This is a genomic window from Candidatus Latescibacter sp. IFSED24 (assembly GCF_058273205.1).
Genome location: NZ_CM177850.1, coordinates 941,262 through 962,763, shown reverse-complemented (window position 1 = coordinate 962,763; position 21,502 = coordinate 941,262). Strand labels below are relative to the sequence as shown.

Annotated in this window: 18 protein-coding genes; 5 read left to right on the top strand and 13 right to left on the bottom strand. The window is 66.6% G+C overall.

Going from position 1 to position 21,502, the window contains the following annotated elements:
- Window position 1: 1 nt before the first annotated feature.
- From pnp to IFSED24_RS03800, 5 genes are all read right to left on the bottom strand, one after another.
- Window positions 2–2,227, bottom strand: a complete 2,226-nt coding sequence (pnp, locus tag IFSED24_RS03820; RefSeq protein WP_491333900.1) for a polyribonucleotide nucleotidyltransferase — start codon at window positions 2,225–2,227, stop codon at window positions 2–4.
- A gap of 210 nt (window positions 2,228–2,437) precedes the next feature.
- Window positions 2,438–2,707, bottom strand: coding sequence for a 30S ribosomal protein S15 (gene rpsO / locus IFSED24_RS03815; protein WP_491333899.1), 270 nt, complete (start codon window positions 2,705–2,707; stop codon window positions 2,438–2,440).
- Between the two features lie 296 nt (window positions 2,708–3,003).
- Entirely contained in the window at window positions 3,004–3,621 is a 618-nt protein-coding gene (gene cysC / locus IFSED24_RS03810) for an adenylyl-sulfate kinase (RefSeq protein ID WP_491333898.1), read from the bottom strand.
- Window positions 3,622–3,650: 29 nt separating this feature from the next.
- Entirely contained in the window at window positions 3,651–3,866 is a 216-nt protein-coding gene (locus tag IFSED24_RS03805) for a CopG family transcriptional regulator (protein ID WP_491333897.1), read from the bottom strand.
- Between the two features lie 104 nt (window positions 3,867–3,970).
- On the bottom strand, window positions 3,971–4,711 hold the full coding sequence (locus tag IFSED24_RS03800) for a sugar transferase (protein ID WP_491333896.1): 741 nt from the start codon (window positions 4,709–4,711) through the stop codon (window positions 3,971–3,973).
- Window positions 4,712–4,905: 194 nt separating this feature from the next.
- On the opposite strand from IFSED24_RS03800, the gene IFSED24_RS03795 reads away from it, so the two are divergent.
- From IFSED24_RS03795 to asnB, 5 genes are read left to right on the top strand one after another with little or no spacing between them, the layout of a single operon-like run.
- The gene (locus IFSED24_RS03795) at window positions 4,906–6,045 is read left to right on the top strand and encodes a DegT/DnrJ/EryC1/StrS family aminotransferase (protein ID WP_491333895.1); all 1,140 of its coding nucleotides are present in this window, start codon (window positions 4,906–4,908) and stop codon (window positions 6,043–6,045) included.
- Between the two features lie 39 nt (window positions 6,046–6,084).
- Window positions 6,085–6,711: a GNAT family N-acetyltransferase gene (locus IFSED24_RS03790; protein WP_491333894.1), complete on the top strand. Its 627-nt coding sequence runs from the start codon at window positions 6,085–6,087 to the stop codon at window positions 6,709–6,711.
- Window positions 6,708–7,730 carry a glycosyltransferase family 2 protein gene (locus IFSED24_RS03785; RefSeq protein ID WP_491333893.1) on the top strand — a complete coding sequence of 341 codons (1,023 nt, stop codon included), beginning with the start codon at window positions 6,708–6,710 and terminating at the stop codon, window positions 7,728–7,730. Before IFSED24_RS03790 ends, IFSED24_RS03785 begins: the two co-directional genes overlap by 4 nt.
- Before the next feature lie 33 nt (window positions 7,731–7,763).
- Window positions 7,764–8,729, top strand: coding sequence for a D-glucuronyl C5-epimerase family protein (locus IFSED24_RS03780; protein WP_491333892.1), 966 nt, complete (start codon window positions 7,764–7,766; stop codon window positions 8,727–8,729).
- A 33-nt stretch (window positions 8,730–8,762) separates the two neighbouring features.
- On the top strand, window positions 8,763–10,712 hold the full coding sequence (gene asnB / locus IFSED24_RS03775) for an asparagine synthase (glutamine-hydrolyzing) (RefSeq protein ID WP_491333891.1): 1,950 nt from the start codon (window positions 8,763–8,765) through the stop codon (window positions 10,710–10,712).
- Here asnB and IFSED24_RS03770 read toward each other — a convergent pair.
- The 8 genes from IFSED24_RS03770 to rbfA all read right to left on the bottom strand — a co-directional run bounded on the left by IFSED24_RS03770 (window position 10,678) and on the right by rbfA (window position 21,436).
- Window positions 10,678–11,973 carry a lipopolysaccharide biosynthesis protein gene (locus tag IFSED24_RS03770; protein ID WP_491333890.1) on the bottom strand — a complete coding sequence of 432 codons (1,296 nt, stop codon included), beginning with the start codon at window positions 11,971–11,973 and terminating at the stop codon, window positions 10,678–10,680. The two genes, asnB and IFSED24_RS03770, sit on opposite strands and share 35 nt — an antisense overlap.
- A complete protein-coding gene (locus tag IFSED24_RS03765) occupies window positions 11,970–13,052 on the bottom strand; it encodes a glycosyltransferase family 4 protein (protein WP_491333889.1) in 1,083 nt (360 codons plus the stop codon). The genes IFSED24_RS03770 and IFSED24_RS03765 overlap by 4 nt, the downstream gene beginning before the upstream one ends.
- Complete coding sequence (locus IFSED24_RS03760; protein WP_491333888.1) at window positions 13,049–14,449, bottom strand: hypothetical protein; 1,401 nt, start codon at window positions 14,447–14,449, stop codon at window positions 13,049–13,051. The genes IFSED24_RS03765 and IFSED24_RS03760 overlap by 4 nt, the downstream gene beginning before the upstream one ends.
- Window positions 14,450–14,453: 4 nt before the next feature.
- Window positions 14,454–15,452: a GNVR domain-containing protein gene (locus IFSED24_RS03755; RefSeq protein WP_491333887.1), complete on the bottom strand. Its 999-nt coding sequence runs from the start codon at window positions 15,450–15,452 to the stop codon at window positions 14,454–14,456.
- Window positions 15,453–15,454: 2 nt separating this feature from the next.
- Complete coding sequence (locus IFSED24_RS03750) at window positions 15,455–17,863, bottom strand: SLBB domain-containing protein (protein ID WP_491333886.1); 2,409 nt, start codon at window positions 17,861–17,863, stop codon at window positions 15,455–15,457.
- Window positions 17,864–17,935: 72 nt separating this feature from the next.
- Window positions 17,936–19,036 carry a bifunctional riboflavin kinase/FMN adenylyltransferase gene (gene ribF, locus IFSED24_RS03745; RefSeq protein ID WP_491333885.1) on the bottom strand — a complete coding sequence of 367 codons (1,101 nt, stop codon included), beginning with the start codon at window positions 19,034–19,036 and terminating at the stop codon, window positions 17,936–17,938.
- Entirely contained in the window at window positions 19,027–20,046 is a 1,020-nt protein-coding gene (gene truB / locus IFSED24_RS03740; protein ID WP_491333884.1) for a tRNA pseudouridine(55) synthase TruB, read from the bottom strand. The genes ribF and truB overlap by 10 nt, the downstream gene beginning before the upstream one ends.
- A 7-nt stretch (window positions 20,047–20,053) precedes the next feature.
- On the bottom strand, window positions 20,054–21,436 hold the full coding sequence (rbfA, locus tag IFSED24_RS03735; protein ID WP_491333883.1) for a 30S ribosome-binding factor RbfA: 1,383 nt from the start codon (window positions 21,434–21,436) through the stop codon (window positions 20,054–20,056).
- Window positions 21,437–21,502 lie beyond the last annotated feature (66 nt).

Genomic DNA, 21,502 nt, shown 5'->3' with positions numbered 1-21,502 from the left:
GCTAGCGGCGTCCCCGGCCGCCGCCGCCACTGCGGCCACCGCGGCTGCCGCCGCGACCGCCACGGTCGCCGCCGCGATCCCGGTCACCGCTGCGGCCACGGCCGCCGCGATCGTCCTGCTTCATCTCCTCGTAGCCTTCGGGCTTGGGCAGCAAGGCCTTGCGGCTGAGGCGGACCTTGCCCGAACGGCTGTCCACTTCGACCAGCTTGACCTCGACCTCCTCACCCTCCTGCAGCACGTCCGAGACATCGCCCACCCGGAACCATTCGAGCTCCGAGATGTGCAGCAGCCCCTCCTTGCCGGGCAGGTACTCGATGAAGGCGCCGAAGTCCACGATGGAGACCACGCGGCCGGTGTAGGTCTTGCCCACCTCGGGCTCGGCCATCATGCCGCGGATCCACTCGAGGGCCGCTTCGCCGCTGGCCTGGTCGATGCTCGAGACGAAGACCATGCCCTCGTCGTCGACCTCGATGGTGGCGCCGGTCTCCTCCTGGATCTTCTTGATGACCTTGCCGCCCGGGCCGATGAGCTGGCCGATGTTCTTCACCGGGATCTGGATGGTGTCGATCTTCGGAGCGAACTTCGACATCTCCTTGCGCGGCTCGGCCAGGCACTTGGCCATCTCGTCGAGGATGTGGAAGCGAGCGTTGCGCGCGTCGGTGAGCGCCTTGGTGAAGATCTCGCGGCTGATGCCGCCGATCTTGGTGTCCATCTGGAAGGCGGTGACGCCCTCGCGGGTGCCGGTGACCTTGAAGTCCATGTCGCCGAGGTGATCCTCGAGGCCGAGGATGTCGGTGAGCACCGCCACCTTCTCGTCCTCCTTGATCAGACCCATGGCCACGCCGGCCACCGGTCGCTTGATGGGCGCGCCGGCGTCCATGAGCGCGAGGCAGCAGGCGCAGACCGTGGCCATGCTGCTCGAACCGTTGGACTCGAGGATGTCGGAGACCAGGCGGATGGTGTAGGGGAAGTCCTCGAGGTCGGGCAGGATGGGCTGGATCGCCCGCTCGGCCAGCTTGCCGTGGCCGATCTCGCGCCGGCCGGTCCCGCTGTAGCGGCCGACCTCGCCCACCGAGAACGGCGGGAAGTTGTAGTGCAGGTAGTACTTGCTCCAGTACTGCTCGGCGTTGAGCGGCTCGATGCGCTGCTCGGCCTGCTTGCTGCCCACGGTGCAGGTGCCCAGCGCCTGGGTCTCGCCGCGGGTGAAGAGGCACGAGCCATGAGCGCGCGGCAGCACGCCGGCCTCGATGGTGATGGGCCGCACGGTGGTCAGATCCCGGCCGTCGCTGCGCACGCCCTCGTCGAGGATCATGGTCCGCAGGTACTGCTTCTCGAGCTTGCCGAACATCTCCACGGCCTCGCTGTCGACCACGCCGTCGGCGTCGGTGAAGGCGGCCTTGACCTTGTCCTTCAGCGCGGACATGGCGGCGGAGCGCTCGAACTTGCCACGGGTGACCATGGCGGTCTTCAGCTCGGCGCCGACGAGTTCCTCGACCTTGACGAGCTTGCTGTCGTCGGAGACGGGCGAAACGAAAGCCCACTTCTCCTTGGCGCCGGCGGCGGCCACGAGGTCGCGCTGCAGCGCGTTGAGCTTCTGGATCCAGCCGTGGCCGAACTCGATGGCATCGAGCAGGACGTCTTCGCTGACCTCGAGGCACTCGCCCTCGATCATGCAGACGATGTCGTCGGTGCCGGCGACGATCAGGTCCAGATCCGACTCCTCGAGCTGGCTTACCGAGGGGTTGATCACGAACTCGCCGTCGATACGGCCGACGCGCACGCCGGAGACGATCTCGTGGAACGGCACGTCGCTCAGGGCCAGCGCAGCGCTGGCGCCGGTGATGCTCAGGACGTCGGCGTGGAAATCGGTGTCGGCGGAGATGATGAAGGCGACGACCTGCGTCTCGTGGCGATAGCCGTCGGGGAACAGCGGCCGCAGGGGGCGGTCGATGAGCCGCGCCGACAGGGTCTCGCGCTCGGTGGGACGTGCTTCACGCTTGAAGAAGCCACCGGGAATCTTGCCCGCGGCATAGGTCTTGTTGCGATACTCCACGAAGAGCGGGAGGAAATCGCGGTCGCTGGGATTCTTGTCAGCCGTGACGGTCATCAGCGACATCGTGTCGCCCATACGCACCACGCAACTGCCATTGGCCTGCTTGGCCATGCGTCCGGTCTCGAGGCTGAAGGTGGTCCCGTTCATCTCCAGACTGACAACGTGCTTTTCCATGGTATTCAAGTTCCTTCCTCAACCAACTGCTTTTGACGATACCGCCCGCGGGCGGCGCACATCCGGTCGTGGGCATACTTAAGGGTCGTGGCGATCACGCGCCGCCACGACCACGCTGCAGCTCAAGCTTCGCGCTGGTGACCAGATGCCATGAAAATCCCGGTGCGGGAGATCAAGCCCGCCAACCAGTGACACCCACGCAGGCCGGAATTAGCCGCGTAGACCAAGCTCCTTGATCAGGGCGCGATAACCCTCCAGGTCCTTCTTCTTGAGGTAGTTCAGCAGGCGCTTGCGCTGCCCGACCATCTTCAGCAGACCACGCCGGGAATGGTGATCCTTGGCGTGCATCTTGAAGTGGGCGGACAGGGTGTTGATTCGCTCGGTGAGCAGCGCGATCTGAACCTCGGGAGACCCGGAATCGTTCTCGTGCTTCTTGTGCTTGGAAATGACCTGGTCCTTGTGATCCTTGCTGAGCGCCATCGTCGAGAACCTCCAGAAAAAACGAAACGCTTTACGCGTCACGATGGCCGCAGGCCGACCACCTGCCCGAGTCGCTGCCAATGGTTCACGCTCAGGGAGATTTGGGTATCGGTCGACCCGCTGTGGACTGTAGCGTGCCGTCAGGCACACTTACGACGCGGATCCTGGATCCGCGCCCGGGCCGAATATAGGCGATCAGCCCGAGCTTGGCAAGACAAGGTGCGCAGGTGAACGCGGACGCGGCCGCCCCTGCCGGAGGAACGGCCGCGTCCGCCACTCGCTGTCGTTGATGGAGCCTATTCGCCGGCCGTGATGACGCCCCGCTTGCGGAGCGCTTCCACCACCTGCTGCACGCACTCCTGGGGCGTGAATTTGTCGGTCTCCAGCACGATCTCGGCGTTTTCCGGCTCCTCGTAGGGTGCGCTGATGCCCGTGAACTCGGGGATCTCCCCCGCCCGGGCCTTCTTGTACAGCCCCTTGGGATCACGGCGCTCGCACTCCTCCAGGGCGCACTGGCAGTAGACCTCGATGAAATCGCCCTCGGGGCAGACGGCCCGGGCGCTGTCCCGGTCGGCCCGGTAGGGCGAGATGAAGGCGGTCAGGCAGATGGAGCCGCCGTCGCGGATGAGGTTGGCCACCTCGCCGATGCGGCGGATGTTCTCGGTCCGATCCTCGGGGCTGAAGCCCAGGTCGCGATTCAGGCCATGACGGACGTTGTCGCCGTCGAGGATGTAGCAATGGCAGCCGTGCTCGAAGAGTTCGCGCTCCACGAGCTGGGCCATGGTGGACTTGCCGGCCCCGGACAGGCCGGTGAACCACACCACGGCGCCCTGATGGCGGTTGCGCTCGATGCGCATCTCGTAGGTGACGTGGGAGTCGGACCAGGTGATGTTCTTGCTCTTGGGGGCTTCCATGAAATGCGACCCTTCCCGCGGATTGCCGACTAGAGATAGCCCAGCTTCCGCAACTTGTCCTTGATGTTCTCGAGTTCCTCGCCGCTGAAGCGGGCCTCCGGCTGGGCTCTGCCGCCCTGATAGACCAGGTCACGCAGCACGAAGACCACGAAATCGGTGACCGAATTGAAGCCGGACCCCTCGATGAGCGTCTGGATGTGCTCGTAGAGCGGCCGGGGGATCTTGAGGGTGACCTTGTCTGCCATGAGTCCTATCGCGCTCTCATTGGAGTGTTATAGGAGTATAGCCCATGCGGTTCGGTAAGGCAAGGCCCTCCCTGCACCAGCAGGAAGGGCCCCATGGGATCGATTCAGGCGCCCGCTTCGACCTTGAGCGGCCTCGGCGCTTCCGGCCAGATCCGCTCCTCCATCTCTGCACCCGCTGCGGCGGCCATCATGCCTCGTGGCCCCTCCGGCAAGGTGTAGAGGCTGGCCAGGGGTCGGAAATCCGGCAGCGGCGCCAGATTCCGCCAGACCGGCACGATGGTGGCAAGGATGATCCGCAGGTCGCGCCAGAAGTCCCGCCGCCAGCCTTCACGGATCGAGGCCGCGAGCTTGCGGGGCAGCAAACGCTCCACGTAGTACCGCTCGGGATCGTCGGCCTGGGCCAGGATCTGCTCCTCGTTCCGGAGCTGCAGGGTGCAGACGTCGGTGATCCCGGGTCGCTGCTGGAGCACCAGGCCGAAGAGTTGCGGGTAGTGCTGGACGTAGCACGGCACCTCGGGACGGGGCCCCACCAGGGACATGTCCCCGCGGAGCACGTTCCAGAGCTGCGGCAGCTCGTCCAGCTTGCTGCGACGCAGCAGGCGCCCGAGTGGCGTGATCCGACGATCACCACTGGCGGTGACCTGTGGCCCCTTGTCATGCGGACGGTCCACCATGCTACGGAACTTGATGAGGTCGAAAAGCCGCCCGAACTGGCCCAATCGGCGTTGCCGAAAGAAGACCGGTCCGGGACTGGTGAGCTTGACGAGAGCTGCGACGACCAGAAGCAAAGGTGACAGCAGTAGCAATCCGACACCGCAGAGAGCCACTTCCATGTGACGCGGCAATGTATTCCCTCCAGAGCTTTGGACTGACCCACGATACAAACGGGTCAGGATTTGGCAATCTAATTCACAACAAGAGCTTGTCACGTAGAATTCTTCTGCAGGATACGTGCCATCTTTAGGCAATCTTTCACTGGACGCCACCGTGGCCCGATCCCTATCCTTTGCGCATCATTCCAGCCGGAGGGTTTAAATCCATGCGCGACAGCTTCCTGCCGTTCTCTCCGCCCTGCCTCGACGAGGACGAGATCGCCGAGGTCACCGACAGTCTACGCTCCGGCTGGATCACCACCGGTCCCAAGTGCCGCGCCTTCGAAGAGGCCTTCGCCGCGAGGCTGCAAAGCCCCGCCGCCCTGGCGGTCAATTCCTGCACTGCGGCGCTACATACCGCGCTGGCCGTCCTGGGCGTGGGCCCCGGCGACGAGGTGATCACCTCCACCATGACCTTCTGCTCCACGGTGAGCGTGATCGAACATGTGGGGGCCACGCCGGTGCTGGTGGACGTGGAACCCGACACCCTGAATCTGGACCCGACTCTGGTCGCCGCGGCCGTGTCCGAGCGTACGAAGGTGATCCTGCCGGTACACTATGCCGGACATCCCTGCGACATGACGGCGTTGCGGCGGATCGCCGACCAGCACGGTTTGCAGATCGTCGAGGACGCCGCGCACGCCTTGCCGGCCCGCTACGGGGACCGCTGGATCGGCCAGGAGGACAATCCCACCTGCTTCAGCTTCTACGCCACCAAGAATCTGACCACGGCCGAGGGCGGCATGCTCACCGGATCGCCGGAGTTCATCGACAAGGCTCGCGTGGCAAGCCTGCACGGCATGAGCCGCGATGCCTGGAAGCGGTACGACAAGGGCGGCAGCTGGTACTACGAGGTGGTGATGCCAGGCTTCAAGTACAACCTGCCCGACGTGCTCGCGGCCATCGGGCTGGCACAGCTGCGGAAGCTGGACCGGATGCAGGCGCGGCGGCGGGAAATCGTCGCCCGGTATGGGGAGGAACTGTCCGGATTGCCCCTGATCTTGCCGGTGGAGCGTGTGGGAGTAACAAGCGCCTGGCATCTGTTTCCGGTCAGGTTGCGCGATGAGGCCCGCCTACCTCGGGACACCGTCATCACGGACCTGCATTCCGCCAACATCGGAACCTCGGTCCATTTCATTCCGATCCATCTGCATCCGTACTACCGTGACAAGTACGGCTGGCAGCCTGGTGTACACCCCGTGGCCGAGGATGCCTACGCCAGGTTGGTGAGCCTGCCGTTGCATGGGGGATTATCCGATCGCGACCTGGATGATATCATCGCTGCCGTGCGCCGCTTGCTTGGCTGAAGCCTCTGGCCACCAGCACCATCGTCCCCGAGGAGCCCAATGAGCACCCCCGGAATCGAAATCCGCCCAGCCTGTGCAACCGACCTCGCGGACGTGGCCGCCTTGCACACCATAATGTTCCATGACCATTTCCTCGGACGATTGCCTGCTCGCATCATCATCCTTTTCTACGCATCCTTCCTGCAGGACGCCCTCTTCCTCGTGGCCCGTGACGAGGCTCAGCAGCTGCTCGGATTCGTCATGGGTGGGCGCACCGAAGTGCTCGACCAGGCGCGCGAGAGATTTGTGCAGCGCGCCCGGCTCCGCCTCGCCTGGCACATCCTGGTGACCCCCAGACTCTGGTCTCAAGCCTGGCACAGGATTGCCGCCCGCTTCGCCTCTCCTGCCGAACGACCCGCCAGCGTTTCCACCACCACGCACCGACTGCTCAGCATCGCCGTCGCGGAAGCCAGCCAGGGCCAGGGCGTGGCGAAGAATCTCGTCGCCGCCTTCGAATCCGGCCTCGCGGGCGCCTCCGAATACGGTCTGTCCGTCGAGGCCGACAACGAACGAGCCATCGCGTTCTACAAGAAGACTGGCATGCAGGTCGATGGACAGTGGGGTGGCTCGGTGTTCTTCCGCAAGCACATCGGCCTCGCGCTCGATGCCGGCAGAGAAGATTCATGACCACGAATCCCATGCAGGTATCGGTGATCATCCCCTGCCGCAACGAGCGCGAGTTCATCGTCCCGTTCCTCGAAGACCTGCAGCGCCAGACCGGCATCATAGGCGATTGGGAGGTCATCATCGCCGATGGCCAGAGCGATGACGGCACCCGGGAGATCCTGGCCGAGCATTGCCGGCATCAGCCTCGCGTTCGTGTCATCGACAATCCGGCCAGGATCGTCCCGACCGGTCTGAACCTCGCCATCGCGGCCGCCCGCGGCGAGGTCATCGTCCGCATGGACGTTCACAGCCGCTATGCAACCAATTATGTCCAGGCCTGTCTCGAGACTCTGGACCGGACCGGAGCCGACAACGTGGGCGGTCCGGCCCGGACCCTCGCCGACGGGCGACGGCAACGCGCCATCGCCGCGGCCTACGCCTCCCCCTTCTCCGTGGGCAACGCGCAGTTTCACTTCGCCGATCACGAGGGACCGGTGGATACCGTGACCTACGGGTGCTGGCGAAGGCAGACACTGCTCGACCTCGGCGGCTTCGATGAGCAGTTGGTCCGCAACCAGGACGACGAGTTGAATCTCCGGATCATCAAGGCCGGCGGCATCGTCTGGCAATCCCCGAACATCCGCTCTTGGTATTCGCCCCGCCGCTGTTTTCGCGACCTATTCCGCCAGTACCACCAGTATGGTTTCTGGAAGGTCGCGGTCATCCGCAAGCACGGCCGGCCCGCGTCGTTGCGGCATCTGGTACCAGGGCTGTTCCTCTTGTTCCTGCTGATGACCGGCCTTGCTGGCTTCTGGTGGCGGCCGGCCTGGTATGCCGGTTGCCTGGGACTGGGAGCCTACGCGATCTTCCTGGCCGTCGGGAGCCTGACCATCGCGAGGCAAGCTGGCTGGAGCCTGTTGCCCCAGCTCCCCATCGCCATCGCCACGTTCCATTTCGCCTACGGATCCGGATTCCTGCGCGGCCTGCTGCACTGGCGAGGACGACGCCGGACTGCACTGATGAACCAGCTATCGCGCTGACCAACACGACGATGCGGAGAAAGGGATCACGTCATGTTCCGCAAGCTCCGTCTTGGCTTCATGCTCTGTCAGCACTGGTGGGCGATGTTCCGGGGACAGTCCTACTGGCACCATCCTCAGCCGCTCGGTAAGGCCTTCTCCCCCGACAAACTGGCCGGCTACTTCAGCGATATGACCCACAAGGCCCGCTGGGACGGTCCCGTCGATCCCCGCTACGGCATCCCCTTGATCACCAACGATGCCGGCGAGTCGGTGCTCTTCCCCATCACGGCGTTCCAGAAGGCGCTCGGCCACTGGGATCTCTGGCTGCTCTCGGATAGGCGCGATGACCGGCAGCTCGCGGACTTCCAGGCGATCGTCGCCTGGGCGCTCGCGAACCAGGACGACCGGGGCGCCTGGCCCACGTGGAACCTCCTCTCGGTGGACATGACGCGGCCATATTCGGCCATGACGCAGGGTGAGGCCCTGTCGGTGCTCACGCGCGCCTGGACCGTGACGGCGGATGATGAACTGCTGGAGGCGTCGGCCAGAGCTGAAGCGCTGATGTTGACCGACCTCGCCAGCGGTGGAGTCTCCTGGCGGAGCGGACAGGGGCTGGTACTGGAAGAGAAACCCCTGGATTCCCCGAGCACGATCCTGAACGGCTGGATCTACTCGCTCTTCGGCCTGCACGACCTGACCCTCGTCGCACCGACCGATCAGCGGATAGCCATCCTCGCCGACACCCTGGTGGCCCTGGCGGCCTGGCTCGAGAGGTACGACACTGGAACCTGGTCGCGCTACGACCTCCATGGCAACCTGGCCAGTCCGTTCTACCACGCGGTCCATGTCGCCCAGTTGCAAGCCCTGGAAATGGCTTATGGCCACCGGCATGCGGAATTCGCCCGCACCCGGGAGCGCTGGCAACGCTGGAACCGGTCCCGCCTTCATCGCTGGGGCGCCATCGGTCGCAAGGGGTGGCAGAAGCTGCGCCGACCCCCTGCTCATTTCATGCGCTGAGCTCGCGGCCGCCAGCGGCAGGAAAGGATCGACATGTGTGGCATCGTCGGATTCGTTGATACCCGCCGGCACATCGGATCACCGGATTCAGTCCTGCGGCAGATGACCGCCGCGCTGGCTCACCGTGGACCGGATGCCGACGGCCACTGGCACGACCCCGAGACTGGAGTCCACATCGGTCACCGGAGACTCTCGATCCTCGATCTGAGCCATGAAGGCTCCCAGCCCATGCATTCGGCCGATGGTCGCTACGTCCTATCCTATAACGGCGAGATCTACAACCATCTGGTCCTGCGCCAAGAACTGACGAAACGCGGGCATCGCTTTCGCGGTACATCCGATACTGAGACGCTCCTTGCCGGCATCGGAGAGTGGGGACTCCATGGCTGTCTGGAACGTTGCAACGGCATGTTCGCCATGGCTTTGTGGGATCGTCACGAGAAGCAGCTGAGCCTGGTCCGGGATCGTCTGGGCATCAAGCCGCTCTACCTGGGGACCTGGAATGGCTGCTGGTGCTTCGCCAGCGAACTGACACCTCTGCGCCTGATGCCGGGCTTCCCAGGGACCCTGGACGCCGAGGCCATCCGGCTGCTGCTGCAGCTCAACTTCATACCGGCGCCCTGGTCGATCTTCGCGGAGGTCCGGAAAGTCCGACCGGGTACCATCGTGACCCTCTCCCTGGCTGGCGAACCACGACAGCAAACCAGCCGCTTCTGGGATCTCGGCGAGCGGGCGCGCGCTGGTCGATCCCGGCAGGCAGCGGCGGATCTCCAGACGAGGGTGACCGAGCTGGACGAGTTGATCCGTCGTTGCGTGGGCGAGCGCATGATCAGCGATGTGCCGCTGGGCGCCTTCCTCTCGGGCGGGGTCGATTCCTCGTGCGTGGTCGCCGCCATGCAGGCTCAAGCCACTGGCCCGGTCAAGACCTTCAGCATCGGATTCGTCGATCCGGCCTATGACGAGTCGAGATTCGCGCGCCAGGTCGCGGAGCATCTCGGCACCGATCATACCGAGCTGATCGTCACCCCGGACGATTGCCTGGCCACCGTGCCCGAGCTGGCCGAGATCTTCGACGAGCCGTTCGCCGACTCCTCCCAGATCCCGACCCTGCTGGTCTCCCGCCTCGCCAGGCGCGAGGTCACCGTCGCCCTCTCCGGCGACGGGGGGGACGAATCCTTCTTCGGCTACCACCGCTATCTGTGGCAGCTCGCCTACCTGCAGCGACTGGCCGGCTGGCCGGACTGGCTCCTGGCGGTAGCGAGGAATACTCTTCGCCATCTACCCGTGTCGGCGGGCGACATCCTGGCGCCAGTCTTGCGGCGCTTCGCTCCGACGAGTCTGGGCCGCCGACCCGACGGCGATTTCCTGCGCAAACTCGCCGATTATCTCGTCAAGGACACGCCGGAGCGCATGATCCGGCGCCTCTCGACCAAGTGGCAGGATCCGGCAGCCGTGCTCTGCAGCGATGTGTCGGACTGCCTCGCCGTGCCCCAGCCCTTCGAACCCCTGACCAGCGAGCATGCGCTCGCCCACTACATGATGTTTGCCGACCAGGTCGAGTACCTGCCCGACGATCTGCTGGTCAAGGTGGACCGGACCTCCATGAGTACCAGCCTCGAGACACGCGTTCCGCTGCTGGACCACCGTCTGGTCGAGCTGGCCTGGCAGACGCCGTTCACGCTGAAGTATGCTCAGGGACAGACCAAATGGCTGCTCAAGGAGGTTCTGCGGCGATACCTGCCCGACCCCATCATCGACCGCCCGAAGATGGGCTTCCAGATCCCGGTCAAGGAGTGGTTGCGCGGCCCCCTGAAACCGTGGGCCGACGACCTCCTGGCCACCGACAGTATCGCCGCCACCGGCATCTTCGAACCACGGCGCGTCTCCCGCATGTGGGACGAGCACCGTTCGGGAAAGCGGCACTGGCACTACCGGCTCTGGAGCATCCTCATGTTCCAGGCCTGGTATCAGCGCTCTGTTTAGGCTGGTCGCTGAGCCTGAACCCGGGCCGGAACGGCCGCCAGGAACAGGCGATGGTGAGCAGTGCCAGGACCACATAGCTGGCCAGCGCGGCCCAGATCACGGCCCACATGGGGTCCGCCTGCCGTCTCAGCAGGGCCTCCAGCCCATAGAACGCCGCCAGCGCGACCACGATATTGATGGTGTTGACCGGTCTGCGGTAAGCCGCGTCGACGATGCTGCGCAAGCAGCCGTAAACCGCGATGGGAATCAACCCGAGCGTGAACACCCGGAAGACCGGCACGGCAGGCCCGTACTCGGGCCCGAGATACCAGGTCGTCAACCAGGCCATGGCGGGCACGGCGATGAGGGTAGCCACCGCCACTCCGCCCACTACCACCGTCAGGGTCCCGGCCGCCGTGCGGCGCATCAGGTATCCCTCGCCCCTGGCCGCAAGGCTCGTGAAACGGGGTAGCCAGGCCGTGCTGATGGGTGCCACCGCAGTGACCACCATGGACATCATCGTGCCACAGAACGCCACGTAGCCACCCTCGATGAGGCCGACCCGGTTGGCCACCAGCATGCTCGGCAAACCCAGCATCCCGCCCATGGCGAAGTCTCCCGGCACCCGGGGAATACCGAACTCGAGCATGTCCCGCCAGGGCAGTCGTCGCAGGACCGGCCAGCCATGGTGGATGAAGATCCAGGAACTGATCCCGACGGCGACCACGAGGGTCAGCAGGGCGATCCCCACCAGCACCCCGCCTGCCGATGGTGGCGCGAACCAGAATCCCACCAGCGGCACGATCCCTCCGCAGACCAGGCCGACCAGACCGAACGAACGGAAGGCGAGCCGGCCCTGATAGTAGGCATTGACCACGAAGAAGTGTGCCTGGGACAGCATGAAGACCGTCATCGGCAGCAGGAGTTCGCCGTGCTCAGCTCCGCCGAAGAACCAGGTCGCCAACCGGTCGGGCTGGCCCAGGGCGAGCCCCAGGAAAAGCAGAGTCGTGACCAGGACGATCAGGTGGGAAACCAGGAAGGTCGACTGGCGCCGCGAGCGATCGGAAAGATCGAGAGCGATGCTACGCGGCAGGGCGACGAGTTGCCCCGCCAGGAGAGCCGGCAGCACCAACGCGATACTCCGGCGAGCGAGCGAGTACTCGGCGAAACCATCGAGGCCGAGCTTGACGCTGGCGAGGCGGTAGAGCAGCACATTGGTGATCAGAGCCGAGAGCTTGGCCAGATAGAGCCAGCCGTAATCGGTGAGATGCCGCCTGTTCAACGCATGGTCTCCTCGACATGGGCCATCAGCGCTTCCAGATTGCGGTGCAGATCGCCGCATCGTTCCACCAGCTGGCGATTGTCCCGTAGCCAGGCGTCTCGCTGATCGCCGATCCCGAGGGCCTGCTCGATCTTACCCGCGAGCGCCTCGGCGTCGCCGGCCACGAAGAGGAATCCGTTCATGCCGTCCTTGATCAGAGCGCTGTTGGCCGGGATGTCGCTGACCACGGGCAGGATACCACAGGCCATGGCCTCGAGGAGCGACAGGCTGGTGCCGTCCCAGAGCGAGGTCGACACATAGAGATCGTGGTTAGCGAAGATCTCCCCCAACTCAGCGCGCCGGTATCCGCCGCCGAAGGTGACCGTGTCGCCGAGATCCAGGGTCGCGGCAAGACGTCGCAATTCGGGCTCGAGCGGCCCGGTGGCTGCCAGCGTGAGGTGGCACTGGCGACCTCTCGCCTTGAGCAGAGCGGTGGCGCGCAGCAGGGTCGGAATATCGTAGAGCGTGCTGTTGAACGTCCGCGTGCAGACCAGACGCACGGTCTGGCCGGGACCGGCCGGCGCCGGGTGGAAGGGGTGGTCTTCCAGCGCGATCCCATGTGTCATGCAGAAGATCCGGCTGGCGGGTACGCCGAGGCGTTGCAGGACGCTCTGCATGTGTTCCGCCACCGGATTGACCAGGACAGCCCGCGCGAGGATCCGGCGGAGCAGGAAGCGTCCCAGCGGTGTCCGGCTCCGCTCCAGAAGATCCGAGCCATGGATGGTGACACAATATCGCGGCCACCCGGACAGCCATGCCACCAGGCCACCGCTGGACACGTAGTGTGGCCAGACCAGGTCGGGCTGGAGGCGCCTCAGGAGGACCCTCGCGCGCCAGCCGGCGCGTAGATAGGCCAGCTTGCCGAACAAGCTGAGGGTCTGCTCCTCGGAATCGTACAGACGATGGACCGTGACGCCGGGCACAGTGTACTGGCCAGCAGCGATCTGCAGCCAGTGGACATCCCATCCGCGCTCGACCATGAACTGCAGTCGGGAGACCACGTGGAGCATGTTGCCATGGCTGATCAAGCAGGTCTTCATGGCGCCTCGGCAGCCTGCGGGGGTCCTTCCGCGCGGGCCCGTGGAAAGAGTTGCCAGCGGGCTAGGGTCACCGTGAGCCACGGCAGGAGTATGTTGTAGAGGAGCAGACTCTTGTAGGAAGCAATGCCCGCACGCACGAAATCGGCCAGGCCGCCGGTCATGAAGGCGAAGCCGACCAGCCCCAGGAGCGCCCCCCGCCCGGACCGCCCCATGCGGTTAAACAGGGCCACCCAGACCAGGCCCAGCAGTGCACCGCCGATGATCACACCAGGAACACCGAAGTTCAGATACCATCCTGCGGCATGGTGTAGCGTGAAGCCCTGGTCCTCGGGCAGGCCGAGCGAATCCGCGTAGTGGACGTAGGTAACCGGCGGGCGGTCGGGCCAGAGCAGCCGGGGCACGAACGCCGTGACGAGCGCGACGATCCCGCGACCGTGGATCAGCGGCACGTCGTAAGCAAGGATCCCATAGAGTGAAAAATGCGTAGCGAACGCCTCGTTGCTGTTGAAGATCTCCAGGGGCGCACGCAGGGCTTGAAGCGGATCCACCTGACCCGATAGGAGGTCGCCCAGAGGCACGGTCCGCACGTAGTCGACCAGGGCGATGGCCGCGAAGAAGACCAGACCGCCCAGCACCAGACCGCCGAGTCGTGCCTGCGGCGTGTTTGCCATGTAGATGAGCGTGCCGGTGAGGAGGCCGGCGAAAGCTTCCGCCTTGTTGCCCAGCAGGAAACCGTAGACGAGAACCGCCACGACCAGGACCAGGTAGCCGAGCCTGATCAACGAGGAGCTTTTGGCGACAAGGAAGCGTCCACGCTCGCCGCAGAACAGCAATGGCGCGCCGATGGCCAGTGGCATCACGGTCAGACGGTTGAAGACCTGATGGAGGGGGAACAGCGGAACCGTGGCGGCACCCTCGCTTGTGAGCGAATAGCCCGACCGGTTCATCAGGGCGACTTCGACCAGCTGGTCTCGCACGATCAGGAAGCTGCCGAGCAGCGAGACGGCGGCCATGACCAGGAGCAGCCAGTGCTGGATTCTCACCGGTTCACCCCGACAGGCCCCCCGCACGGGTAGCGGTCTGGCCAAAAGCAAGCACGTCATGCCGACACTCAGGATGAAAATCCCGTAGAGGCCGATGGTCGCCAGATAGGCCGGATCGAGTTGAACGGGGAACATGCGTTCGAACAGGTACTGGTAGCGAGCCGATTCCTGGCCACGCCAGAGGTCGTGAATAACGATCCATGACCCATGCAGGCTCCAGAAGTAGAGCGCCATGAGGCCTAGCGGAAAGCCGAGACTGCCCGTGCGACGCCAAAGCCACCAGGCCAGGGCCAGGATGGCGATAACCAGCATGGTCTGCAACGCGAGGAATTCATGAGCCTCGTGCCAGACCACCACATCACGTCCCGCTGGTCGCGCGGTTCAGGAGTACGATGTTGTGCACCAGCACCGTCAGGGTGGCCACGACCCCTCCCAGCAGGATCCAGATCAGGACCAGCGAGAGCGGCTGGGGCGCCACCGGGCGCACGGGTGGATGACCGTGATCGAGGATGGCCAGGACAGGCAACTGCTTCTCCTGCTCGATGCCAGCGATCTCGAACTGCGTGTGCAGGGTCAAGAAGAGCTGCTGGTTCAGCTGGACTTCCCGCTCCAGACGCGCTTGCTCCAGCAAAAGAGGCGGCGATCCGACCACCGAGCGGTTTGCCTGCCGGAATTCGAGCAGGGCGTTCTCGGCGTCCGCCAGTGCCTCCTCCACATCCTGCAGCCGCTTAGCGATGAAACCGTACTCGCCTCCGGCCATGCTCGACTTGAGCGTCTGGTAGAAGGTGTCGAGTTCCTCGAGACAATTGTTGACCACGCTCGCGGCGAGGACCGGATCCGTCAACCGGACCTTGACCAGCGAGACGCCGCTGCGGCGATCCTTCTCGTAGCGCAGGATTCGCTGGTGCAGCACGATTCTGGCCCTGGCGAGACGACGGTCGAGATCGCCGTCGGGGTCGATGATCGTGTCGAGCAGTTGCACTTCGTGTCCATCGCTGTCGATATGCTTGGCCTGCAGGATCCGGCCGGATACCTCGCTGTTGCGGAGGATCCAGGGAAAGAGGAAGGTGGGGTCGCCCTGATCACCACCCAGGTTCACGCCGAAGCTGCTCGCCGCCGAGGCCAGTTGCCCCAGGTTACCGAGCGACTGATTCGATCCGAGCTGGCTGGCCGCGACCACCGTGGCCTCGGCCTCGTACTGCTTGGGCAGGACCAGCACGAGGGTCACCCCCAGGAGCGCCCCGCAGACCAGGCCGATGCAGAGCGGCAGCCAACGTCGGACCAGCAGAGTAACCAGGCCGGGGACCCCGGTGGCCACCAGATCCACACCCGCACCATCGTTGCGCACTGATGTCATGACTACTCCGTCGCCCGATCGATCACCAGCCACACCGTGGCCAGCGCCGCGAAGATCGCCGTGATCTCCTTGAGCGTCTCGAGCGTGGTCGGGCCCTCGGGCGGCGGCTCCACCGGCACCACGATGGTGGACCCCGGCAGCACCCGGTGCCCCCCCTTGTTGGGCTGCGACAGTCCGTTGGGATGGATCACCCGGGTGCGCCCCTTGTCGGCCTGCTCGAGGTAGCCGCCGGCGCGGTCGACGTACCAGTTGATGCTCTTGCCGTCCTCGAAGACCAGCGCCGTGGGGAAGCCCACCTCGCCGACCACCTTCACCGTGTATTGCCGCGGCGGCACCAGGATCTGGTCGCCACTTTCGAGGATGATGTCCTGGGGACCGCCGGGCGCAGCCATGGCCTGCACCAGGTCCACCGCCACGTTGCCCAGCCCCGGGCGAACGACGCGGCCGCCGGCGGCGTAGGCGTTGGGCTTGAGACCGCCGGCGCGCTCGATCACGCTGGACAGGCGTTCGTCCTCGTTCTCCAGGCTGAAGACCCCGTTGTAGAAGACCTCGCCGCGCACCTGGACCATGCGCTGCTTCTCGTACCAGGGCAGGCGGCGCACCACCACGTGGTCGTAGGGCTCGAGCAGGAACCCCGACCCCTGGCGCAGGTAGTCCGGGGCCAGATTCACCACGATCGTCTCCACGGTCTTGCCCGCGGGCGGCTCGGCGGCGGCCGAGAGGACCTTCTCCTCCTGCAGGCGCTGGATCTCCACGTGCTCGAGGTCGCCGGTGGCTGGGATGCCACCGGCGCGCACGATCAGGTCCTGCAGGGTCATGCCGCGGCGGAACTCGAACTGGCCCTCGCTGCGCACCTCGCCGCTGATGGAGACGGTCTCGCGGTCGAGCATCTCGCCCTTGGCGAACACCCGGAGCACGTCGCGTTCCTGGAGCGGCAGATCGGCCGTCTCGCCGCGGAGGACCTGGCCCAGCGGCAGGGTCACCGTGGAGAGGCGCTGCTGCTGGTCGATGCGATCGATCACGGCCACCTCGAGCAGCACGTCGGGCCAGGCGCCACCGGCCTGGGCCACCAGTTCGCGCACCGTGAGTCCCTCGTTGTACTGATAGCGTCCGGGCTGCTTGACGTGGCCCTGGATCTCCACCCAGCCCCAGACCTCGTCGCTGATGGCGTCGACGGTGACCCTGTCGCCGTCCAGCAGGATGCCGGTGGCCGGATCCTCGAGCGTGCCCGCGGGCGTGAGGTAGATGTCGATCCAGGTGCGGTCGGGCAGGTCCGGGCGCCGCTCGGCGGGCGGGATGATGCGGGCCACGTGGACCACGCCGGTGGCGGCCACGGGCGTGAAGCCGCCGCCGTAGCGCAGGAGGTCGGCCAGGGTCTCGGAGGCGGTGAGCTCGAAGTAGGCCGGGCGGCGGATCTCGCCGCGCAGCGTCACGGTCCGGCCGCGAGGGGGCACCAGGATCGTGTCGCCTTCGCGCAGGATCCGATCCTGCTCGCGCACGCCGCCGATGAGGTAACGGTAGAGGTCGAGGCTGGTGACGGTCTCGCCGTCGCGCTGCAGGCGGATGTCGCGGTAGCTGCCCGAGAGCGCGGGGCCGCCGGCGGCGTGGAGCGCGGTCATCACCGTGGCCACCGAGCTGACCTCGTAGGCGCCGGGCTGCTTCGCGTCGCCGATGACGAAGACCCGGATCGAGCGGAGCTGACCGAGGGTCACCGCGAGCTGGATCGACCCGTCGTCGATGCCGCTGTAGCTGCGGGCCAGCCGTTCGCGGATCACGGTGTCGATCTCGGCCAGCGTCCGGTTGTGGCAGACGATCTTGCCGCCACGGGGCAGGATGATGCTGCCGTCGCGGTCGACGATGCGCGTCACCCGCATCTCCACCTCGCCCCAGACGTCGATGACGACCTCGTCGCCCACGCCCAGCAGGTAATCGCCGGGCACGGGGCCGAAGCTGGGTGGACTGAAGAGCGCGGCATCGAGCTGGAAGAAATCCTGTCCGAAGAGCCGGAGCGAATCGGAGGGTGCCGCCAGGACATCCTGGAGCGAATCGAGCACCGCGTCGGCCATTTCCAGCTCGCTGAGCGGGAGCACCACGTCGGGCCGCTCGGCCCAGTAGGAGCTCTCGCTGCGGCTCGGGGGCGCGGCGGGAGCCTGCGGACCGCGATCGTCGAGACCCTCGAGGCTGGTCCGCCCCGGCGCCGCGGCGGTATCGGGGCCGGCGGTTCCCTGGCGCTGCTGGTACCGGCGCAGGATCTCTTCCTCGCTCAGTCCGGAACGCCGCGCGGCCTCCTCGAGCATCTCGGGCGTGAGCTCCTGGGCGACGGCCGCGCCCAGCGAGGTCACGAGCAGGAGCGTGGCGAGGACTGGACCCAGATGGCGCCGGAGCGCGGCCAGAACGCTGGCTGACGACAAGATGCTTCCTCCATGAATGGTCCCGGGAGCTTCGCGCCGGATTATGGGGGACCGCTGGCGAGGCTTCAACGGCTAATCGGTGTGCATGGGCGTGGTCGACACCACCATACGCGCCTGGCGCTCGTCCTGGCGCAGCTGAGTGATCAGGTCGCCGACCCCGGCGAACTGACGCTCGTCGCGCAACCGTTTCAGCCATTCCACCTTGACCGTCCGCCCGCGCAGGTCGCCGTAGAAGTCGAAGAGGTTGATCTCGATACGCGGCATGGCCAGGCCGCCCTCGTGGAACGTGGGCACGCGGCCGAAATTGAGCATGCCCCCGTACAGCCGCCAGCGACCGTGCCCCGGTGAGACCATGTCGCCCTGGCGGTCGATCTCCGGCAGCGGCTCGTGCACGAAGCCGAGCATGCCGTCGCCGCCGGCGGTGACCACGTCGCCCGACACCTGCACGCGGCAAGCGTACACGCCCGACGCCGGCAGGAGCTTGCGCGGATTGAGCGGCTCCACGTTGGCGGTGGGGTAGCCGATGGTCCGGCCGCGGCTGTCGCCAGGGACCACCTCGCCCCAGAGCGCGTAAGGCCGGCCGAGCATGGCGGCGGCCTGAGCGCAGTCGCCGGCGGCCAGCGCGTTGCGGATGGCCGAACTGCTGATGACCCGGCCGCCGAGGGTGGTGGGCGGCAACTCCTGAAGTTCGTAGCCCAGCTCCCGGCCCAGCGCGGTCAGCGTCGTGGTGTCTCCCCGGCGGTCGGCGCCCAGCCGGGCGTCGTGCCCCACCACCAGGTGGGTCATGCCGAGCCAGTCCACCAGGAAGCGCTGGACGAAGGTCCGGTAGTCGAGTCGGGCCAGGTTCAGCGAGAAATCGAAGGCCACCACCACGTCCAGATCGAGCTGCTCGAGCAGCGAGAGCTTCTCACGCCAGGTGGTCAGCAGGAAGGGGCCCTCATCGCCGCCCAGGACCCGGCGCGGATGATGGCGGAACGTGAGCATGACCGTGGACTGCAGGTCGTGCTCGCGCTTGGCGGTGCGCAGCGCCTGCACCAGTGCCTGGTGTCCGAGATGGAGCCCATCGAACGACCCCAGCGAGAGGGCGCACGGGCCGGTGTGGCGAGCGGTCAGGCTGGTCTCGCCGGCGAGCACCCCGTCGAGGTAGTCCTCGTTGAGCCGGATCATGCGCATGTCTCGTCCTTCGGGTCTGGGTCGCCTCCGACGCCATTCGCCGGCATCACGGCCGCGGTTCGGGCCAGCCCGGTTTCCGGGTCCCGGCGCCCCACGGCCACCAGGCCGCCATGCGTGTCCAGGAACCGCCAGAGGTCCGGCGGCGGCTGTGGCAGCCAGTCGGACGCGGGCTGTCCGCCCTGGCGCAGGCTCGCCGCCTGCTCCGGGTCGATGGTCACCGCCGGCAAGTGCGGCAAAGCCGCCGCCAGGGACCGTAACCATAACGCGGGTGCGGGGGCCTTGGCCAGTGTATCCGGGGTCACGGCCTCGTCCACAACGAAGGGCCCCACCGACAGTCGGCGCAGGGCCTGCACGTGGCCCTCGGTGCCCAGGGCGTGGGCCAGGTCGCGCGCCAGCGAACGCACGTAGGTGCCGCTGCTGCAGGTGATGTCGAGATCGATCTCGTAGACACGGCCGTCGGCTGCCGGAATCCCCGGCTCGTCGGGCGCCGGGTCCTCGCCCCAGCGGACCGTGCCGGCCGTCAGGCGGTGCACGGTCACCGGCCGTGGCGGCGGCGGCGGCGTGTCGGGGTCGCGACGCGCCAGGCGGTGCAGCGGCTGGCCATCTCGCTTGAGCGCCGACACCACCGGCGGCTCCTGCATGATGGTACCGGTCAACGCGGCCAGCGCGGGTGTCAGGTCGGGCATCGAGGCGGGGACGGGCGCGGTCCGGGTGACCTCGCCGTCGCGATCCAGGCTCATGGTGGCGGCCCCCAGGCGGACGGTGGCCACGTAGCGCTTGTCAAGCCCCATGAGGAACGGTTGCAGGCGCGTGCCCCTTCCCACCAGCACCAGCAGCAAGCCCGTGGCCAGCGGATCGAGCGTGCCGGCGTGTCCCGCCCGGAACCGAGGTCCGCCGCGCCGGCGCCGCGGAAGGTCCGGTGCGAAGAGCTTGCCGACGGCCTCGACGACACGGCGCGAGGTGACGCCCGCGGGCTTGTCCACCAGCACGATGCCGCAGGGTTCGCGCACGCCGGGCCTATTCCGCCGCGAGGAGCGCCTCGGTCACGGCAGCCATGACCTCGTCGGCGTCTCCCTCCAGGGTGCATCCGGCCGCGACCTTGTGGCCGCCGCCGCCGAAGGCCGCCGCCACGGCCTGCACGTCGCCGCCGTTGGTACGCAGCGACACGCGCCAGCCGCCCTCGGCCAGCTCCTTGACCAGGGCCGCGTACCGCACCCCCTCCACCGCGGTCAGGATGTTCACGAAACCCTCGGTCTCGGCCATCACCGCTCCGGTCTCGGCGAGCATGGCCTGGGTGATCGGCATCACCGCCACCCGACCGCCGCCGGGATAGGTGGTCGCCACCAGCGCGCGCTGAAGCAGGTCCAGCGCCTGCCGGCGGCGCTCGTGCAGGAGGACATGCTGCACGCCCGCCGTGTCGACTCCACGTTCGGCCAGATCGGCGGCGAGGCGGAAACTGAGCGGCGTGGTGTTGTCGAAGCGGAAACCGCCGGTGTCGCCCGCCAGGCCGGCGAAGATGTTGGTGGCCACATCGGTGGTGATGGGATCGTCGGCGCCGCCGCCGGCCAGCACCTCGATGAGTCGGTAGGCCAGGGTGCTGGTGGATTCGGCCCGCGACTCTAGCCAGCCCGCCACCGGAGCGCGCCGACCGGACACCAGATGGTGATCGATGCAGACGACGGCGGGGCAGCGATCGAGGGTGTCGCGCAGCGGTCCGGTGCGATCGGTCCGATGGCAATCCACCAGGACCACCAGATCGGGCGGTCCCGCGGCCAGCAATTCCTCCGCCCGGTCAGCCTCCTCGGTGAGCTCCCAACCGGGCAGCGTGGTCAATCCCGTGGCCGGATCGGGGAAGCGCAGCACGGTGACGTCCTTGTCGAGGCCACGCAGGACTTCGCCGAGGGCGAGCGCGGCGCCCATGCAATCGGGGTCGGGATTCCAGTGACCGGTGAGCCAGACCGTCCGGGCGGCGCGCAACGGTTCGACCAGCTCGCGTGGCGGTTCGAAATCGGCGAGGGTCAGCTGCCGCTTGCGCTCCTGCTCGTCCTGGAACTCGCCGCGAACCTCGAGTTCGCGAAGCATCTCCTCCACCCCGAAGCCGCGGTCCAGGCTGTCGTCGTACTCGAAGCGCAGCTCGGGGACGTTGCGCAGGCGCAGACCGCGGCCCACCTGGCCCTGCAGAAAACCGGCGGCCTTGCGCAGCCCGGCCATGCTCTTCTTGCGCTCATCCTCGTCGCCGGTCACCGCGACGAAGACCCGCGCCACGCTGTGGTCGCGATTCAGCTCGACCTGGGAGATGCACACCAGCCCCACCCGGGGATCCTTGACCTGGGTGGCGATGAGATCGCTGAGCGACCGCTGCAGCGCCGCGTTCAATCGATTGGTCTTGTAGGGATCCATGTCCTCGTTCCTCGCTATGGCTCCTGGGGACCCGACAGCATAAGCCGCGCCCGGGCCGCGGGCAAT